The sequence below is a fragment of the Paraburkholderia caffeinilytica genome (assembly GCF_003368325.1).
In the GTDB taxonomy this organism is placed as follows: Bacteria; Pseudomonadota; Gammaproteobacteria; order Burkholderiales; family Burkholderiaceae; genus Paraburkholderia; species Paraburkholderia caffeinilytica.
This window is the reverse complement of record NZ_CP031467.1, coordinates 525668-540754: the sequence shown is the minus strand read 5'-3', so window position 1 is coordinate 540754 and position 15087 is coordinate 525668. Positions and strand designations below refer to the sequence as shown.

Sequence of the window (15087 nt, the reverse complement as noted above, 5' to 3'; positions counted from 1 at the left end):
CTACTGACCAACAAGGCCCCTATGACAACTGGCTCGCGATGGGTTCAAACGCCTCGTGCACTTTGGTGCAGCGTGATTCACAGGCTATCGCGTGTCGGTCTACCGGTTGTGCCGCGGGTTGTACTTCACGTCTCACGCCCGGCGTATGCTGTCGCGCTGTGCGGCGCGTCTCTCCTCGCCGGTTTGCTCGCGGCGCCCGAGGCTCAGGCGGTCTACGCGATCGCGCAATATGGCGAGCCGAAGTATCCCGCGGATTTCAAGCACTTCGACTACGTCAACCCGGATGCGCCGAAGGGCGGCACGCTGGTGCTGGCCAATCCGAGCCGGCTTACCAGCTTCGACAAATTCAATCCGTTCACGCTGCGCGGTAACGCCGCGCCGGGCGTCGACCTGATGTTCGAAAGCCTGACCATCGGCAGCAGCGACGAAGTGGCCTCTGCCTACGGCCTGCTCGCCGACGACATCAAGATCGCGCCCGACGGCCTGTCGACCACCTTCCACATCAACCCGCGCGCGCGCTTTTCGAATGGCGATCCGGTCACCGCGGACGACGTCAAGTTTTCGCTCGACACGTTGAAAAGCCCGCAGGCCGCGCCGCAGTTCGCGTCGATTTTCGGCGAGATCACGCGTGCAGTCGTCGTTGACCCGCATACGGTCCGTTTCGAGTTTCATCAGCGCAATCGCGAGTTGCCATTGCTCGTGGGCAGCATGCCGGTGTTCTCGCGCAAGTGGGGGATGAAGCCGGACGGCAGCCGCATCGCTTTCGACCAGTTGGCGTTCGAGAAGCCGATTGCCAGCGGGCCCTACCTGATCGATCAGTACGAGAACGGCCGCACGATTTCTTATCGGCGGGATCCGAATTATTGGGGCGCGACGTTGCCGGTGCGGGTCGGCATGAACAATTTCGATCGGATCGTCTACAAGCTGTATTCGGATAGCACCGCGCGGCTCGAGGCGTTCAAGGCGGGTGAGTACGACGCCCTGGTCGAATATGTCGCGCGCAATTGGGTGCGGCGCGACGTCGGCAAGAAGTTCGATAGCGGCGAGCTGATCAAGCGCGAGTTTCCGCAACATAACGGCACCGGCATGCAAGGCTTCGTGCTTAACATGCGGCGGCCATTGTTCCAGGACGTACGGGTGCGCAAAGCGCTTGATCTCGCACTCGACTTTCAGTGGCTGAACCGGCAACTCTTCTTCAATCAGTACACGCGTATCGACAGCTTCTTCGCCAATACGGATTTGCAGGCGAAGGGCATGCCGTCGCCGGGCGAGCTGGCGCTGCTCGAACCATGGCGCGCCCGGCTCGATCCGACCGTGTTCGGTCCGCCGCCGAAGCAGCCGGACACCGATCCGCCCGGCTCGCTGCGCGCCAATCTGCTGCAAGCGCGCGCGTTGTTGCAGCAGGCGGGATGGACCTATCGTGACGGCGCATTGCGTAACGCCAAAGGCGAGCCATTCCAGTTCGAGATTCTCGACGATTCCGGTTCGTCCGCTCAGTTTGAGCCGATCGCCGCGACCTTCATACGTAATCTGCAGAAACTCGGCATCACCGCAACCTTCCGCGTATCCGACTTCGCGGTCTATCAGAAGCGGCTCGACGCATTCGACTTCGATACGACCACGATCCGCATGCCGGACGTGCAGGTGCCCGGTTCGGAGCAGATCGACCGGTTCGGCAGTAAAGCGGCGGACACCAACGGCTCGGACAACGTGATCGGGCTGAAGTCGCCGGCCGTCGACGCGATCGTGAACGCGCTCGTGCATGCGCAGACGCGCGAGCAGCTGACCGACGCGACGCACGCGCTCGACCGCGTGCTGATGCATGGCTACTATGTGATTCCGCAGTGGTACAGCGCGTCGCACCGGGTAGCGTTCAAGCGCGGCCTGGCGTGGCCGAAGACGCTGCCTCTGTACTATGGCGCGGAAGGCTGGATCACGTCGATGTGGTGGTATGCCGAGCCGCAACCGGCGCAAGCACAGCCGCACTGAACGCGTCCATTCATTCACCGCATTCGCACCGGAAACGCCGCTATGTGGAGCTATATCCTCAAACGCCTGCTGTTGATGATTCCGACCTTGCTCGGCGTGCTGACGCTGACCTTCGTCGTGATCCAGTTCGTCCCGGGCGGCCCGGTCGAGCAGATGCAGCACGAGCTGCGCAAAGGCGCGGCGGAGAATGGCGCGCCGTTCGGCCTGCGCGCGCATAGCGGCGTCGACGCCCAGCAGATCGCGCAACTGAAAGTGCTATACGGCTTCGACAAACCGCCGCTCGAACGCTACGTCCTGATGCTCAAGCGCTTCTCGACGTTTGACCTTGGCCAGAGCTATTTCCGCCACCAGAGCGTGTGGTCGTTGATCGTTTCGAAATTGCCGGTGTCGATCAGCATCGGCTTATGGACGTTCTTTCTCACGTACCTGATATCGGTGCCTTTGGGCATTGCCAAGGCGGTGCGCAACGGTTCGCGCTTCGATATCGCGACGAGCCTCGTCGTGCTGGTCGGCTATGCAATTCCGGGTTTCGTGCTGGGCGTGCTGCTGCTGGTGCTGTTCGGTGGCGGCACGTTTCTGCAGCTGTTTCCGCTGCGCAATCTCTACTCGGATAACTGGGCGCAGTTGAGCTTCTTCGGCAAGATCGTCGACTACCTGTGGCACATCGCGTTGCCGATCACGGCCTCCGTGGTGGGCAGTTTCGCCGTCGTCACGATGCTGACGAAAAACGCCTTCCTCGACGAAATCCGCAAGCAATATGTGCTGACCGCGCGTGCCAAAGGGTTGTCCGAAAAGCGCGTGCTATGGAAACACGTGTTTCGCAACGCGTTGCTGCCGTTGATCGTCGGCTTTCCGGCGGCGTTCATTGGGGCGTTTTTCACCGGCAGTCTGCTGATCGAGACGCTGTTTTCGCTCGACGGACTCGGCCTGTTGTCGTACGAATCGGTGGTGCGGCGCGACTATCCGGTCGTGCTCGGCACGCTGTATCTGTTCACGCTGATCGGTCTCGCGACCAATCTGATTTCCGATCTTTGCTATGTGTGGGTCGATCCCCGCATCCAATTCGAACAACTGGAGCGCAGATGAATCGAGCCCGCCTTTCAGCCGATGCGGCGGCGCGCACCGAACCGGTTCGCGCATTTGTCTCGCCAACACCCGCGCGACGCATCTGGCAGCGTTTCCGGCAGCAGCGCCTCGGCTACTGGAGCCTGATCATCTTCGTCGTCGCGTTTGCGGCGAGCCTCGCCGGGCCGCTGTGGTCGAACGACAAGCCGCTCGTCGTGCGCTACGAAGGGCAGTGGTATTTTCCGATGTTCAAGACTTACGCGGAAACCACCTTCGGCGGCGACTTCCCGACGCCTGCCGATTATCTCGATCCGTATATCAAGCATCGTTTCGATGCACCGGGTAACTTCGTGGTGTATCCGCCGAACCGGTACTACTACGACACGCTGAATTATTTCTCGAAGGCGTCGAACCCGGCGCCGCCGTCGCGTGACAACTGGCTGGGTACCGACGACCGCGGCCGAGATCTGTTCGCGCGTCTTCTGTACGGTTTTCGCGTGTCGGTCGAATTCGGACTGGTGCTGACCTTGATTGGCACGATACTCGGGATTGCCGCGGGCGCGGTGCAGGGATATTTCGGAGGACGTATCGACATTGTCGGGCAGAGGCTGATCGAAATCTGGACCGCCATGCCGCAGTTGTATCTTCTGATCATTTTCGCTTCGATCTTCGAGCCGGGCTTCATTCTGTTGATTGTTCTGCTGTCGCTGTTCGGCTGGGTCGGCCTGGCGGCCTATGTGCGCGCGGAATTTCTGCGCAATCGCCAGCATGACTATGTGCGCGCGGCACGGGCGATCGGCCTGTCGAACTGGCAGATCATGTGGCGGCATATATTGCCGAACAGCCTCACACCGGTGATCACGTTCCTGCCGTTCACCATGAGCGGCTCGATTCTCGCGCTCACCAGCCTCGACTTTCTCGGCCTCGGCGTGCCGTCGCCGACGCCGAGCCTGGGCGAACTGCTGGCGCAAGGCAAAGCGAATCTCGACGCATGGTGGATCTCGTTGTCCACGTTCGGCGTGCTGGTCGCGATGCTGTTGCTGCTGACTTTCATGGGCGACGCGCTGCGCAACGCGCTGGACACCCGCATCGCCGATGCCATGCGTGCTGGAGGCAACCAGTGAGCGCCATGGTGGAGAACGACGCAAAACACGGCATGACGCCCCCGCTGCTGGAACTCGATCGGCTGCATGTGGCCTTTGGCGACACTGTCGCGGTGAACGATGTCACGCTCGCGATCCAACGCGGCGAACGGGTCGCGCTGGTCGGCGAATCGGGCTCGGGCAAGAGCGTGACCGCGCTGTCGATCCTGCGTCTGTTGAGCGACGCGCAGGTGAGCGGGGCGATCCGTTTCGACGGCCAGGATCTGCTTGCCAAAAGCGAGCGCGAGATGCGCGGCATGCGCGGCTCCGACATCGCGATGATCTTCCAGGAGCCGATGACGGCGCTCAATCCGCTCTATACGGTCGGCGATCAGATCGCGGAGACGATCGTCGTGCACGACGGCGTCACGGCGAACGAGGCGCGCAAACGCGCCGTGGCGCTGCTCGGACGCACGGGCATCGCCGAGCCTGGCAAGCGCGTGAACAGCTATCCGCATCAACTCTCGGGCGGTCAGCGGCAGCGCGCGATGATCGCGATGGCGCTCGCGTGCCGCCCGCGTCTGCTGCTGGCCGATGAGCCGACCACGGCGCTCGACGTGACGATTCGCGCGCAGATCGTCGACCTGCTGCTGGAGCTGCAACGCGACGAAGCCAAGAAGCGCGGCATGGCCGTGCTGCTGATCACGCACGACCTGAACCTGGTGCGCCATTTCGCGCAACGCATCGCGGTGATGGAGAAGGGCGTGCTCGTGGAAAGCGGGCCGGTCGAGCAGGTGTTCGAGTCGCCGCAGCATCCGTACACGCAGCGTCTGCTGGCAAGCCGTCCGCAGCGCACGGTGGTGCCGGTGCTGCCGATCTCGCCGGTGCTGCTCGAAGCACGCGATGTCTCGGTCGATTTCAAAACGAAACTGCCGGGCTTGAGCGGCTGGTTTCGCTCGGGGCGCTTTCGCGCGGTCGCCGATGCAACCGTGTCGGTGCGCCAGGGCGAGACACTGGGGATCGTCGGCGAATCGGGTTCGGGCAAATCGACGCTTGCGATGGCTTTGCTCGGTCTGCAACGCACCGCGCACGGCGAGATCGAGTTTCAGGGCAGGGCGCTCGGCAGCTATCGCGGCGACGAACAGACCGCCTTACGTTCGAATATGCAAGTTGTCTTTCAGGACCCGTTCAGCTCGCTTTCGCCGCGCCAGACCATCGAACGGATCGTCGGCGAAGGGCTCGCGCTGCACCGGCCGCAGATGAGCCAGGAGGCGCGGCGCGACAAGGTGGTATCGGTCCTGCGCGAGGTCGGTCTCGACCGCACGGTGCTGTATCGCTATCCACACGAGTTTTCCGGCGGCCAGCGTCAGCGGATAGCGATTGCGCGCGCGCTGGTGCTGGAGCCGCGCATCCTGATTCTCGACGAACCGACCAGCGCACTCGACGTGTCGATTCAGCAGCAGGTGCTGAAACTGCTTGCCGGGTTGCAACAGAAGTACAACCTCGGCTTCGTTTTCATCAGTCACGATCTGGCTGTGATCGGGGCGATGGCGCATCGTGTCGCAGTGATGCAAAACGGTTCGATCGTCGAAAGCGGGGACGTTGAGCAGATTTTTGCGACACCAGCGCACCCTTACACCCGAAAGCTGCTGAAAGCGGCGCTTGACTACTGATTTTGCACTCTTTCACCAATTGGGTGCGTGTCTCGATTGTATTTTTCTATTTGTTTTGACACGTGAATACTTACTGGCTAGTATCGACCAAACTTTTTTCCGTAGCCCACTGATTTTTAGGCAAAAAATACCGACCAATGCAGCACAGAAACCTAACCCAGGCTTGCACGCGCGTCGTCGCCGGGATGTTCATTGGCGTCTTGATGGCAGCAGCTCCCGGCGCGTTCGCCGACGAAGTAAGCAGTTTTAATCAGAATGCCTCATTTTCGACCCCCAGCGGGTCGAATTCTTTGTCCCCCCTTAATTCGCAATCGGCCGCTCCTGCCAGCGACGGTGGCGCCAAATCGTTCCTGTCCGGCATGGCCGGTAAAGCGGGCGATGTGGTGGTCGGCGCGCTGAACATGATTGGCGTGCGCTACCGTTGGGGCGGCAATACGCCCGATTCGGGACTCGATTGCAGCGGCTTCGTTCGTTACGTGTTCCAGGACACGCTCGGCATGGCGCTGCCGCGCCGCGCCGAGGAAATGAGCCGCGTCGGTGAAAAAGTTCGTGTGAGCGATCTGAAGCCGGGCGATCTGGTGTTCTTCAATACGATGCGCCGCACGTTCTCGCATGTCGGCATCTACATCGGCGACAACAAATTCGTGCATTCGCCTTCCACGGGCAGCACGATTCGCGTCGACGATATGGATAGCGGTTATTGGGAAAAGCGCTTCACCGGCGCACGCCGGATCGAGACCTCCTATCAGGAAGGTGAAGATCTGCGCAAGCGCGTGAATGCTTCGATTGGCGGTAATCAGTAACTGATTCGGCCCGCCCCCGCGGTTTGTTGGGGCGACAAAAAAGCCTGCTTCGTTTGAAGCAGGCTTTTTGCGTTTGGGCGCATACCGATCCGGCACGGAATCTTCCGCGCCGCACTCCCGGTTGAGGTGGCGCGGCGTGCGTGACGGCAGCTGCGCTGCGGCGGCCGGCGCAACCGGCGCGCCGCAGGCAGGTTAAGCCGCGGCGCGGCTCGCGGCCAGCTTGCGTTGCAACTCGGGCATCATTTTCGCCACGGCTTCCTCGCCGGCCAGGATCGCTGCATTGCGTTGTGAGAAATCGCTGCCGCTCATGGCGGCCAGATTCGGCCGGATTACGACGTCGGCGTACTTGTCGAGCTCATAAGCCTTGATCGTTTGGCCCATGATCGTGAAGGTCTGCATCAGCACGTCGAACGAGCTGGCTGTGAGGCCGCTTTCCGGGCGCTGCGAGATGTCCACGGCGATGACGAAATCCGCGCCCATCTTGCGCGCGAACGAGGCGGGCACCGGACTCACCAGGCCGCCGTCCACATACTCGTGCCCACCGATCTTCACCGGCTCGAAAATCGACGGCACGCTGCATGACGCGCGCACTGCGATGCCGGTGTTGCCACGCTGGAACAGGATCGGCTGACCGGTTTTCAGATCGGTGGCGACCACGCCGAGCGGCTTGACCATCTTTTCGATCGGACGGTTGTTGAGCGTCGTATTGAGATAGTTCTGCAGCGCGACGCCTTGCAGAAAGCCGCGTGTGCGAAACGGCATCGCCCAGTCGCTGATCGACGCTTCGTCCATGGTCAACGCGAGCTTGTTCAGCGCGAAGCCGTTCATCCCCGAGGCGTACAGCGCACCGACCACCGAACCCGCGCTGGTGCCCGCCACGAGGTCGATCTGGAGATTGCGCGCCTCGAGTGCCTTGATCACGCCGATGTGCGCGAAGCCGCGCGCCGCGCCGCCGCCCAGCGCGAGCCCGACGCGGATCGGCCGCTGCGGTTTGTCGAGCGGTGGCGGGTTGGCGGCGGGCGTGGTGGCGATCGGTGTGCTGTCGGTCTTGCTGCCGCCGGTCGTGGTGCAGGCCGCGAGCACTGCGGAGGCGGCCGCCAATGAGAAGTTGCGGCGGGCGAGGCTAGGGGATGACGGTTTCAACGGGTTCTCCAGCAACGGCAGCGGCGGCGTGATCGACGATCGACGATCGGCACAAGCGGTGCCGCAATCAGGCGGATAGTCAAACGGACGGGATCGCCAGTGGCGATTCCATCGCGCTGTGGTTCTATCCTCACCCGCAGCGCGCGCACATCATAAATCAAAGCTCCGGGCGCGCGTCGGTCCGGTAATGAAACGTTGCAGAGGAAACGCTCAGGTCCCCTGAGGCACGCTTCCCGGGCGTCCTGTGTGCTGCGCATGGCCATTCGGACGAGGGCGGGCAGCACGTGTTCGGAAGGTATAATTCGGCTCTCGCATTTATTTCCTTCGTGTCTGTGCATGACAGCTTTCTGCTGCACGGACGCGGTCCGCTGCCGCGCTTCACTGGCAATCTCTGCCACGGCGCCGGCGCCTGTCTTCCGAGTAACCGCTAATGACCACCTCCGTCCGTACCCGTTTCGCACCGAGTCCCACCGGCTTCATCCACCTCGGCAACATTCGCTCCGCGCTTTATCCGTGGGCGTTCGCGCGCAAGATGAAAGGGACCTTCGTGCTGCGGATCGAGGACACCGACGTCGAGCGCTCCAGTACCGAAGCGGTCGACGCCATTCTCGAAGGGATGGAATGGCTCGGCCTCGATATCGACGAGGGCCCGTTCTACCAGATGCAGCGCATGGACCGTTATCGCGAAGTGCTCAAGCAGATGCAGGGCGCGGGGCTCGTGTACCCGTGCTACATGTCGACGGAAGAGTTGGACGCACTGCGCGAACGCCAACGCGAGGCCGGCGAAAAGCCGCGCTATGACGGCACGTGGCGTCCGGAACCCGGCAAGGTCTTGCCGGAACCGCCGGCCGGCGTGCAGCCCGTGCTGCGCTTCCGCAATCCGCTCTCGGGCGTGGTCGCATGGGACGACGCGGTGAAGGGCCGTATCGAAATCTCGAACGACGAACTCGACGACCTCGTGATCGCGCGCCCGGACGGCACGCCCACCTACAACTTCTGCGTGGTGGTCGACGATCTGGACATGCGCATCACGCACGTGATTCGCGGCGACGATCACGTGAACAACACGCCGCGTCAGATCAATATCCTGCGCGCGCTCGGCGGTGAGCCGCCGGTCTATGCGCACTTGCCGACCGTGCTGAACGAGCAGGGCGAGAAGATGAGCAAGCGTCACGGCGCGATGAGCGTGATGGGTTATCGCGATGCCGGCTTTCTGCCGGAGGCGGTGGTCAACTATCTGGCGCGTCTGGGCTGGTCGCATGGCGACGCGGAAATCTTCACGCGTGAGCAGTTCGTCGAATGGTTCGATCTGGAGCATCTGGGCAAGTCGCCGGCTCAGTACGATCACGACAAGCTGAACTGGCTCAACGCGCACTACATCAAGGAAGCGGACAACGCGCGCCTCGCCGGGCTTGCCAAGCCTTTCTTTGCTGAACTGGGTATCGACGAAGCCGCCATTGCGCAAGGCGCCGATCTGACGTCGGTGGTGGGCTTGCTGAAGGACCGTGCATCGACGGTGAAGGAAATCGCTGAAAACGCCGCGATGTTCTACCGCGTACCTGAGCCTGAAGCAGAAGCGCTCGCGCAGCACGTCACGGATGCCGTGCGCCCGGCGCTTGCCGATCTGGCTGCATCGCTTAAGACGGTGGAGTGGACCAAGGAGGCGATCGCTGCGGCATTGAAGGCGACACTCGGCGCGCACAAGCTGAAGATGCCGCAACTGGCCATGCCGGTTCGTCTGCTGGTGGCGGGCACCACGCATACGCCGTCGATCGACAGCGTGCTGATGCTGTTCGGCCGCGATGTCGTCGTGAGCCGTATCGAAAAAGCGTTGGCTTGAGCACGTTCGCGCGTGCATTGAGCGGGTTTGCATGCGACTTGCGAAAAAAGTCGCATGCAATTGCTCAAAGGGTATTTACAAAGCGCAGATTGGCCTCTAAAATCTCGTTTCTGTTCTGCAAGGGGGGGTATAGCTCAGCTGGGAGAGCGCTTGCATGGCATGCAAGAGGTCAGCGGTTCGATCCCGCTTACCTCCACCATCAGAGCAGAGTGAAGTGGTTCCGAAGTCTGGGGCTTGTAGCAAAAAAGACTTCACAAACGGCTGTAACGTAGTTAGAATATCGGTCTTTGCTGCTGGCGGCGAGAAGTTAGCGTGAGTTAGCAGCAAGATAAAGACAGATCTGAAAAGATTATGTCCCCTTCGTCTAGAGGCCTAGGACATCACCCTTTCACGGTGAGTACAGGGGTTCGAATCCCCTAGGGGACGCCAAACATCAGCGTCGCTTTAGTATTCGATAAGAAGTAGTAAAGCAGCGCAGCTTGCAGAGAAAAAACCGACGCTCGCAAGCCAGGGTGTAAAGACTGGAGTGGTAGTTCAGTCGGTTAGAATACCGGCCTGTCACGCCGGGGGTCGCGGGTTCGAGTCCCGTCCACTCCGCCAGACAAAGCCCGTTCATACAAACCTGAACGGGCTTTTTCATTAAAGGTGTAAGCAGTACGTTGTCCCCTTCGTCTAGAGGCCTAGGACATCACCCTTTCACGGTGAGTACAGGGGTTCGAATCCCCTAGGGGACGCCAAAACATCGGCGTCGTTCGGTTGGCAGTTTGAACGGTGCAGTTGGTGAGTGAGCAAAGCTCGCGCGCCACGGTGCAAAAATCTGGAGCGGTAGTTCAGTTGGTTAGAATACCGGCCTGTCACGCCGGGGGTCGCGGGTTCGAGTCCCGTCCGCTCCGCCAGATCTTAGAAAGCCCACTTCGCAAGAAGTGGGCTTTTTTATTTCCGCAGCCGGGTTCGACTGGATATGCTCGGGACAAACAGCCATTGCCAGCGGGCGCGGCCTGTTTTACCGTTGACCCGACTCATCTTCGTCGTTCCACCATGTTCGATCCAACCGAAGCTCCGTCACCGTTTTATCTGCGCCCGGCCAGCATGGACGATTTCGAGTTCGCCGAGGCGCTGACCCGCAACAACATGGGTGGCTACTATCGCCGGCACCATCTGATCTGGCGTGGCGATCTGTTTCTCGGCAGCTGGCGCGAATCGGAAAATTTCATTCTCGAACTGGACGGCACGCCGATTGGTGTGCTGCGCGTCACCCAGGAAGGCGATTCACTCCATATCCGCGACGTGCAGATTGCCGAAGGGCATCGACGCCTCGGCGCCGGCACGTATCTGCTCGATATGTCGCATCAATGGGCGCGCGAGCGCGGGCTGCACGAGTTGCAGTTGCGCGTGTTCGTCGACAATCCTGCCGCGCGGTTGTACCAACGCAAGGGGTACAAGCTGACCGGGCCGCGTCTGGCACAACTCGGCGCGATCCGTCATCTGGCGCGGCGCGTCTGAGGCGCTATGGCTTGCGGTTACGCGTCATGCCGTCACTTTTGCGCGGTTTCTTCGTCCGCCTCGGTATCGTCACGATCCCCGCTCTCCACACGATATTCAGCGCCGCGCTCGATAAACGCGCGTGGACTTTCACCGAATGCCCGCCTGAACATCGCCGAGAACGCACTCTGGCTCTGATAACCCAGTTCCTGCGCGACATGCGAAAGCGGTCGCCCCTGGCTCAACAGTGGAATCGCGCGCGCGAGAATGGCCTGCTGACGCCATTGCGAAAAGCTCACGCCCAACTCCTGACGAAACAGCCGCGCGATCGTGCGTGTACTCGCCCCCACGCTCGATGCCCATTGCTCGAGCGATTCACCGTGTGTCGGGTCCGCGATCACGGCTTCGCACAGTGCGCGCAAGCGCTTCTCGTTGGGCATCGGCACGGACAGCGGCAGCGGCTCCGAACGCGTCAGTTCGTCGAGCGCGAGCGCGCCGAGCAACTGTTCGCGCGTCGCGGAAATACCTGGCGTATCGAGCGCGGCGATGACTTCGCGCAGCAGATCCGACACCTCGACCACGCGCGGCGTATCCAGTCCGGCCGGGACGGTGCTTTCGGTAATGTAGAGCGTGCGCAGAAAGGCATCTTCGACGGCGACCACTTCGTGTGTCACATGCGGCGGTACCCAGATCGCCCGCGATGGCGGCACCATCCATGTCGTGCCGGTTGTCGCGACCCGCAGCACGCCGCGCGACGCATAGGCCACCTGGGCCCACGCGTGCGTGTGTCGCGCGATACGCCAGCCCGAAGGCATGAGCCGCGAACGCACGCGGATCGGATGCGTCTGGGTCGGCTGGAATTCGGGCGGGATGTCGGCGAAGTGGACCTGGCTCGACAGGACTGAGTCAGTGGACGAATTCATATTGAAGATCGATCCAATGGATGGAGCGAAAAAAAACGCAGTGGGTGTCAACGCGCAACCCGCGGGCAACGAGCGCTCATGTACCGAGCCATCGAGCGCGGGCCTGGAGAGCGTGGACCCCCAAAACCACCGCAGGCTTCTCATTGTAGGTGTTACGTCGGAGTCAACGTTGCATAATGTCCCGATTACAAGGATCCCGAGGAGAACGCCATGAGTTTTGCAACCGCTGACTTGTGCGACGCACACGAGGACCAACTCGCGTTGGGCACGCTGCGTGTGCTCGAGCCGGTCTTTCATCTCTTCAGCCGCGCCGAGTGCTTCAGCGGCGAGGCAGTCACGCTAAAAGTATTCGAAGACAATGCTCTCGTACGCGCCACGCTCGAAGAGAAGGGCGCCGGCCGGGTGCTGGTGGTCGATGGCGGTGGCAGTCTGCGTTGTGCGCTGGTAGGCGGCAATCTCGCGCAAATTGCCGAGCGCAATGGCTGGGCGGGCATCGTGCTGAACGGGTGTGTGCGCGACACGCTGGAGCTCAACGAAGTCGATGTCGGCGTGGCGGCGCTGGCGACTTGCCCACGGCGTGGCCAGAAGCTCGGCACCGGCGAGCGCGACGTGCCGGTGCAATTGCCGGGTGCGCTGGTACATCCGGGCGAATGGATCTACGCGGATATCGACGGCGTACTGGTGGCGAGCGCGCCGCTGAACTGAACTTCCGGCAACAGCCGGAGAAAACCGAACCCATCGTCAAGGAGAACAAACCACGATGCAGACCGTTTTTGTATACGGCACGTTGCGGGCCGGTGAAGTGAACGACCTTCGGGAGGCTGCCGCGCGCAACGACATCGCCGCGCCGAATCTGCTTGGCACGGCCACGGTGCGCGGTCATCTATTCGACTTCGGCTTGTATCCGGGTCTGGTGGTCGACGAAGCAGGTGTGAATGTGACGGGCGACGTCTACGAAATCGACGATGAACTGGTTGCGGTGCTCGACGAGATCGAAGCGGTGTATCCCGGCGTCGAGAATCGTTTCCTCGCGCGCGAGGTGATGGTGAAAGTAGACGGCAACGTCGTGAATTGCCGCTTCTATCCGGTCGCGCCGCAAGCGGTAAAGGGCCTCCCGGAAATCAGGTCGGGCGATTGGGTCGAGTACCGCAGCACGCGTTGAGGCGGGCACGACCAGCGCGCAGCGAGCGCGCCGCAAGTACATGGCGAACACTTAGCGGACACATAGCGGACGCGTAACGAACAGACCGCGGGCACCAAGCAAGCGTATAAAAAAACGGCCCGGCAGGCATGCGCCTGTCGGGCCGTCCGGTCGGTCAGCCTTGCGACCCGGGCCGCTCTTTCGTCTTGCGTGGCTGGTGAAAGCGGGCCCGGTACGACGTCGTTATTGCTGGTCAACGAAGCTGGTGCATGAGGCCGTCCAGTTGCCTCAGATTTCCTCGTACAGCGGCAGCGTCAGGAAGTCGGTGAACTGTTCCGACGTCGACATTTCCTCGAAGATTTGTGCAGCGCGATCGTACGGTTTCGTATCGCCGCCGACCGCCTGCTTCACCTTGTCGAGCTCTTCTGCCGACAACGTGCGCACCAACTCGGCCGTGACTTTGCGGCCGTCTTCGAGCTTGCCCTTCGGCGAGCGAATCCACTGCCACACTTGCGAGCGTGAGATCTCCGCGGTGGCGGCGTCTTCCATCAGGTTGTGAATCGGCACGCAGCCATTGCCCGCGAGCCACGAACCCAGGTAGTGAATGCCGACGTTGATGTTGTTGCGCAAACCGCCTTCGGTGATCGGCGCTTCCGGACGGAAGTCCGTCAGGTCGGCGGCCGAGACGAGCACGTCGTCGCGTTGCTTGCCGATCTGATTCGGCTTGTCGCCGAGCACCTTGACGAATTCCTCCATCGCGATCGGCACGAGCCCCGGGTGCGCGACCCAGCCGCCGTCGTAACCGTCGCCGGCATCGCGCGCCTTGTCCGAGCGCACACCGCCCATGGCCTTGTCGTTGGCGACCGGATCGTTCTTGATCGGGATCAGCGCGCTCATGCCGCCGATTGCCGGTGCGTTGCGGCGATGGCAGGTCTTCAGCAGCAGCAGCGCGTAGGCACGCATGAACGGCGAGGTCATGGTGATCTGCGAGCGGTCGGCGAGACAGAAATCGCGGTCGTTCCTGAACTTCTTGATCGCCGAGAAGATGTAGTCCCAACGGCCGGCGTTCAGGCCCGAGCTGTGTTCACGCAGCTCGTACAGGATCTCGTCCATTTCGAATGCGGCGACGATCGTTTCGATCAGCACGGTCGCGCGAATCGTGCCGCGTGGCACGCCGACCGCTTCCTGTGCGGCGAGGAAGATGTCGTTCCACAGGCGCGCTTCCAGGTGGCTCTCCATCTTCGGCAGATAGAAGTAGGGCGCCGTGCCGCGCGAAACCTGTTCCTTCGCGTTGTGAACCATGAAGAGCGCGAAATCGAAGATGCCGCCGGAGACGCGCTTGCCGTCCACCGTCACGTGCTTTTCGTCCAGATGCCAGCCGCGCGGACGCACGATCAGCGTGGCGATCTTGTCGTTGAGGGTGTACGACTTGCCGTTCTGTTCGAGCGCAATCGTGCGGCGCACTGCGTCCTTCAGATTGATGTGGCCGGTAATCTGGTTATCCCAGCTCGGCGCATTCGAATCCTCGAAGTCGGTCATGTACGAATCCGCGCCCGAATTCAGCGCGTTGATGATCATCTTGCGCTCGACCGGTCCGGTGATCTCCACGCGGCGGCATTGCAGATCGTGCGGCAGCGGCGCGATCTTCCAGTCGCCTTCGCGCACGCTTTTCGTTTCGGCAAGGAAGTCGGGACGCTCACCGGCATCGAGACGCTTGGTGCGTTCCACACGCGCCTGCAGCAGTTGCTGGCGGCGCGGTTCGAACGTGCGATGCAGCGCGGCGACGAGTTCGAGCGCTTCACGGGTGAGGATCGCTTCGTAACCCGGCTTGATCTCAGCCGTGATTTCCATGCCCTGCGGCAGTTGCAGCGATGATTGCGATGACAGCGGATGCGCCATGGTTTCTCCTTGGTCGGTCAGATTGCGAAGGTGCAAATGTTGCGATG

The 15087-nt window shown here is 61.8% G+C and carries 12 protein-coding genes and 5 tRNA genes; 14 read left to right on the top strand and 3 right to left on the bottom strand.

The window, feature by feature from the left end; translation table 11 throughout:
- Nucleotides 1-21 precede the first annotated feature (21 nt).
- The 5 genes from DSC91_RS18355 (at nucleotide 22) to DSC91_RS18335 (ending at nucleotide 6612) form a co-directional block, all read left to right on the top strand.
- The gene (locus DSC91_RS18355) at nucleotides 22-1989 is read left to right on the top strand and encodes an extracellular solute-binding protein (RefSeq protein ID WP_115780275.1); all 1968 of its coding nucleotides are present in this window, start codon (nucleotides 22-24) and stop codon (nucleotides 1987-1989) included.
- 42 nt (nucleotides 1990-2031) lie between these two features.
- The gene (locus DSC91_RS18350) at nucleotides 2032-3075 is read left to right on the top strand and encodes a microcin C ABC transporter permease YejB (protein WP_115780274.1); all 1044 of its coding nucleotides are present in this window, start codon (nucleotides 2032-2034) and stop codon (nucleotides 3073-3075) included.
- Nucleotides 3072-4178 carry an ABC transporter permease gene (locus DSC91_RS18345; protein ID WP_115780273.1) on the top strand — a complete coding sequence of 369 codons (1107 nt, stop codon included), beginning with the start codon at nucleotides 3072-3074 and terminating at the stop codon, nucleotides 4176-4178. Before DSC91_RS18350 ends, DSC91_RS18345 begins: the two co-directional genes overlap by 4 nt.
- A 5-nt stretch (nucleotides 4179-4183) precedes the next feature.
- Nucleotides 4184-5809, top strand: coding sequence for an ABC transporter ATP-binding protein (locus tag DSC91_RS18340; RefSeq protein ID WP_115783322.1), 1626 nt, complete (start codon nucleotides 4184-4186; stop codon nucleotides 5807-5809).
- Nucleotides 5810-5946: 137 nt separating this feature from the next.
- Nucleotides 5947-6612, top strand: coding sequence for a C40 family peptidase (locus tag DSC91_RS18335; protein WP_115780272.1), 666 nt, complete (start codon nucleotides 5947-5949; stop codon nucleotides 6610-6612).
- 192 nt (nucleotides 6613-6804) lie between these two features.
- Here DSC91_RS18335 and DSC91_RS18330 read toward each other — a convergent pair whose 3' ends face one another.
- Nucleotides 6805-7755, bottom strand: a complete 951-nt coding sequence (locus DSC91_RS18330; RefSeq protein WP_115780271.1) for a patatin-like phospholipase family protein — start codon at nucleotides 7753-7755, stop codon at nucleotides 6805-6807.
- A gap of 430 nt (nucleotides 7756-8185) precedes the next feature.
- Between DSC91_RS18330 and gltX the strand changes: the two genes are divergently transcribed.
- The 7 genes from gltX to DSC91_RS18295 all read left to right on the top strand — a co-directional run bounded on the left by gltX (nucleotide 8186) and on the right by DSC91_RS18295 (nucleotide 11098).
- Complete coding sequence (gltX, locus tag DSC91_RS18325; RefSeq protein WP_115780270.1) at nucleotides 8186-9595, top strand: glutamate--tRNA ligase; 1410 nt, start codon at nucleotides 8186-8188, stop codon at nucleotides 9593-9595.
- A gap of 123 nt (nucleotides 9596-9718) precedes the next feature.
- Nucleotides 9719-9794 (top strand) — tRNA-Ala (locus DSC91_RS18320).
- 154 nt (nucleotides 9795-9948) lie between these two features.
- Nucleotides 9949-10024 (top strand) — tRNA-Glu (locus DSC91_RS18315).
- 94 nt (nucleotides 10025-10118) lie between these two features.
- Nucleotides 10119-10195, top strand: a tRNA-Asp gene (locus tag DSC91_RS18310).
- Nucleotides 10196-10256: 61 nt separating this feature from the next.
- Nucleotides 10257-10332, top strand: a tRNA-Glu gene (locus DSC91_RS18305).
- Nucleotides 10333-10414: 82 nt separating this feature from the next.
- Nucleotides 10415-10491: transfer RNA gene (locus tag DSC91_RS18300), tRNA-Asp, on the top strand.
- Between the two features lie 142 nt (nucleotides 10492-10633).
- Nucleotides 10634-11098 (top strand): GNAT family N-acetyltransferase, encoded by a 465-nt coding sequence (locus DSC91_RS18295; RefSeq protein WP_115780269.1) that lies wholly within the window; start codon nucleotides 10634-10636, stop codon nucleotides 11096-11098.
- A gap of 32 nt (nucleotides 11099-11130) precedes the next feature.
- Here DSC91_RS18295 and DSC91_RS18290 read toward each other — a convergent pair whose 3' ends face one another.
- Complete coding sequence (locus DSC91_RS18290; protein WP_115780268.1) at nucleotides 11131-12000, bottom strand: AraC family transcriptional regulator; 870 nt, start codon at nucleotides 11998-12000, stop codon at nucleotides 11131-11133.
- A gap of 210 nt (nucleotides 12001-12210) precedes the next feature.
- On the opposite strand from DSC91_RS18290, the gene rraA reads away from it, so the two are divergent.
- Together rraA and DSC91_RS18280 are read left to right on the top strand one after the other, a co-directional pair.
- Nucleotides 12211-12705, top strand: coding sequence for a ribonuclease E activity regulator RraA (gene rraA, locus DSC91_RS18285; protein WP_115780267.1), 495 nt, complete (start codon nucleotides 12211-12213; stop codon nucleotides 12703-12705).
- A 55-nt stretch (nucleotides 12706-12760) separates the two neighbouring features.
- A complete protein-coding gene (locus DSC91_RS18280; protein WP_115780266.1) occupies nucleotides 12761-13162 on the top strand; it encodes a gamma-glutamylcyclotransferase family protein in 402 nt (133 codons plus the stop codon).
- Nucleotides 13163-13429: 267 nt separating this feature from the next.
- On the opposite strand, the gene aceB is transcribed toward DSC91_RS18280, so the two are convergent.
- Nucleotides 13430-15040, bottom strand: a complete 1611-nt coding sequence (gene aceB / locus DSC91_RS18275) for a malate synthase A (protein ID WP_115780265.1) — start codon at nucleotides 15038-15040, stop codon at nucleotides 13430-13432.
- Between the last annotated feature and the right edge of the window lie 47 nt (nucleotides 15041-15087).

Excerpts from the sequence above, each read along its gene's own strand:
- DSC91_RS18355 (WP_115780275.1), top strand. The coding sequence starts at position 22 with ATGACAACTGGCTCGCGATGGGTTCAAACGCCTCGTGCACTTTGGTGC.
- DSC91_RS18350 (WP_115780274.1), top strand. The coding sequence starts at position 2,032 with ATGTGGAGCTATATCCTCAAACGCCTGCTGTTGATGATTCCGACCTTG.
- DSC91_RS18345 (WP_115780273.1), top strand. The coding sequence starts at position 3,072 with ATGAATCGAGCCCGCCTTTCAGCCGATGCGGCGGCGCGCACCGAACCG.
- DSC91_RS18340 (WP_115783322.1), top strand. The coding sequence starts at position 4,184 with ATGGTGGAGAACGACGCAAAACACGGCATGACGCCCCCGCTGCTGGAA.
- DSC91_RS18335 (WP_115780272.1), top strand. The coding sequence starts at position 5,947 with ATGCAGCACAGAAACCTAACCCAGGCTTGCACGCGCGTCGTCGCCGGG.
- gltX (WP_115780270.1), top strand. The coding sequence starts at position 8,186 with ATGACCACCTCCGTCCGTACCCGTTTCGCACCGAGTCCCACCGGCTTC.
- DSC91_RS18295 (WP_115780269.1), top strand. The coding sequence starts at position 10,634 with ATGTTCGATCCAACCGAAGCTCCGTCACCGTTTTATCTGCGCCCGGCC.
- DSC91_RS18290 (WP_115780268.1), bottom strand. The coding sequence starts at position 12,000 with ATGAATTCGTCCACTGACTCAGTCCTGTCGAGCCAGGTCCACTTCGCC.
- rraA (WP_115780267.1), top strand. The coding sequence starts at position 12,211 with ATGAGTTTTGCAACCGCTGACTTGTGCGACGCACACGAGGACCAACTC.
- DSC91_RS18280 (WP_115780266.1), top strand. The coding sequence starts at position 12,761 with ATGCAGACCGTTTTTGTATACGGCACGTTGCGGGCCGGTGAAGTGAAC.
- aceB (WP_115780265.1), bottom strand. The coding sequence starts at position 15,040 with ATGGCGCATCCGCTGTCATCGCAATCATCGCTGCAACTGCCGCAGGGC.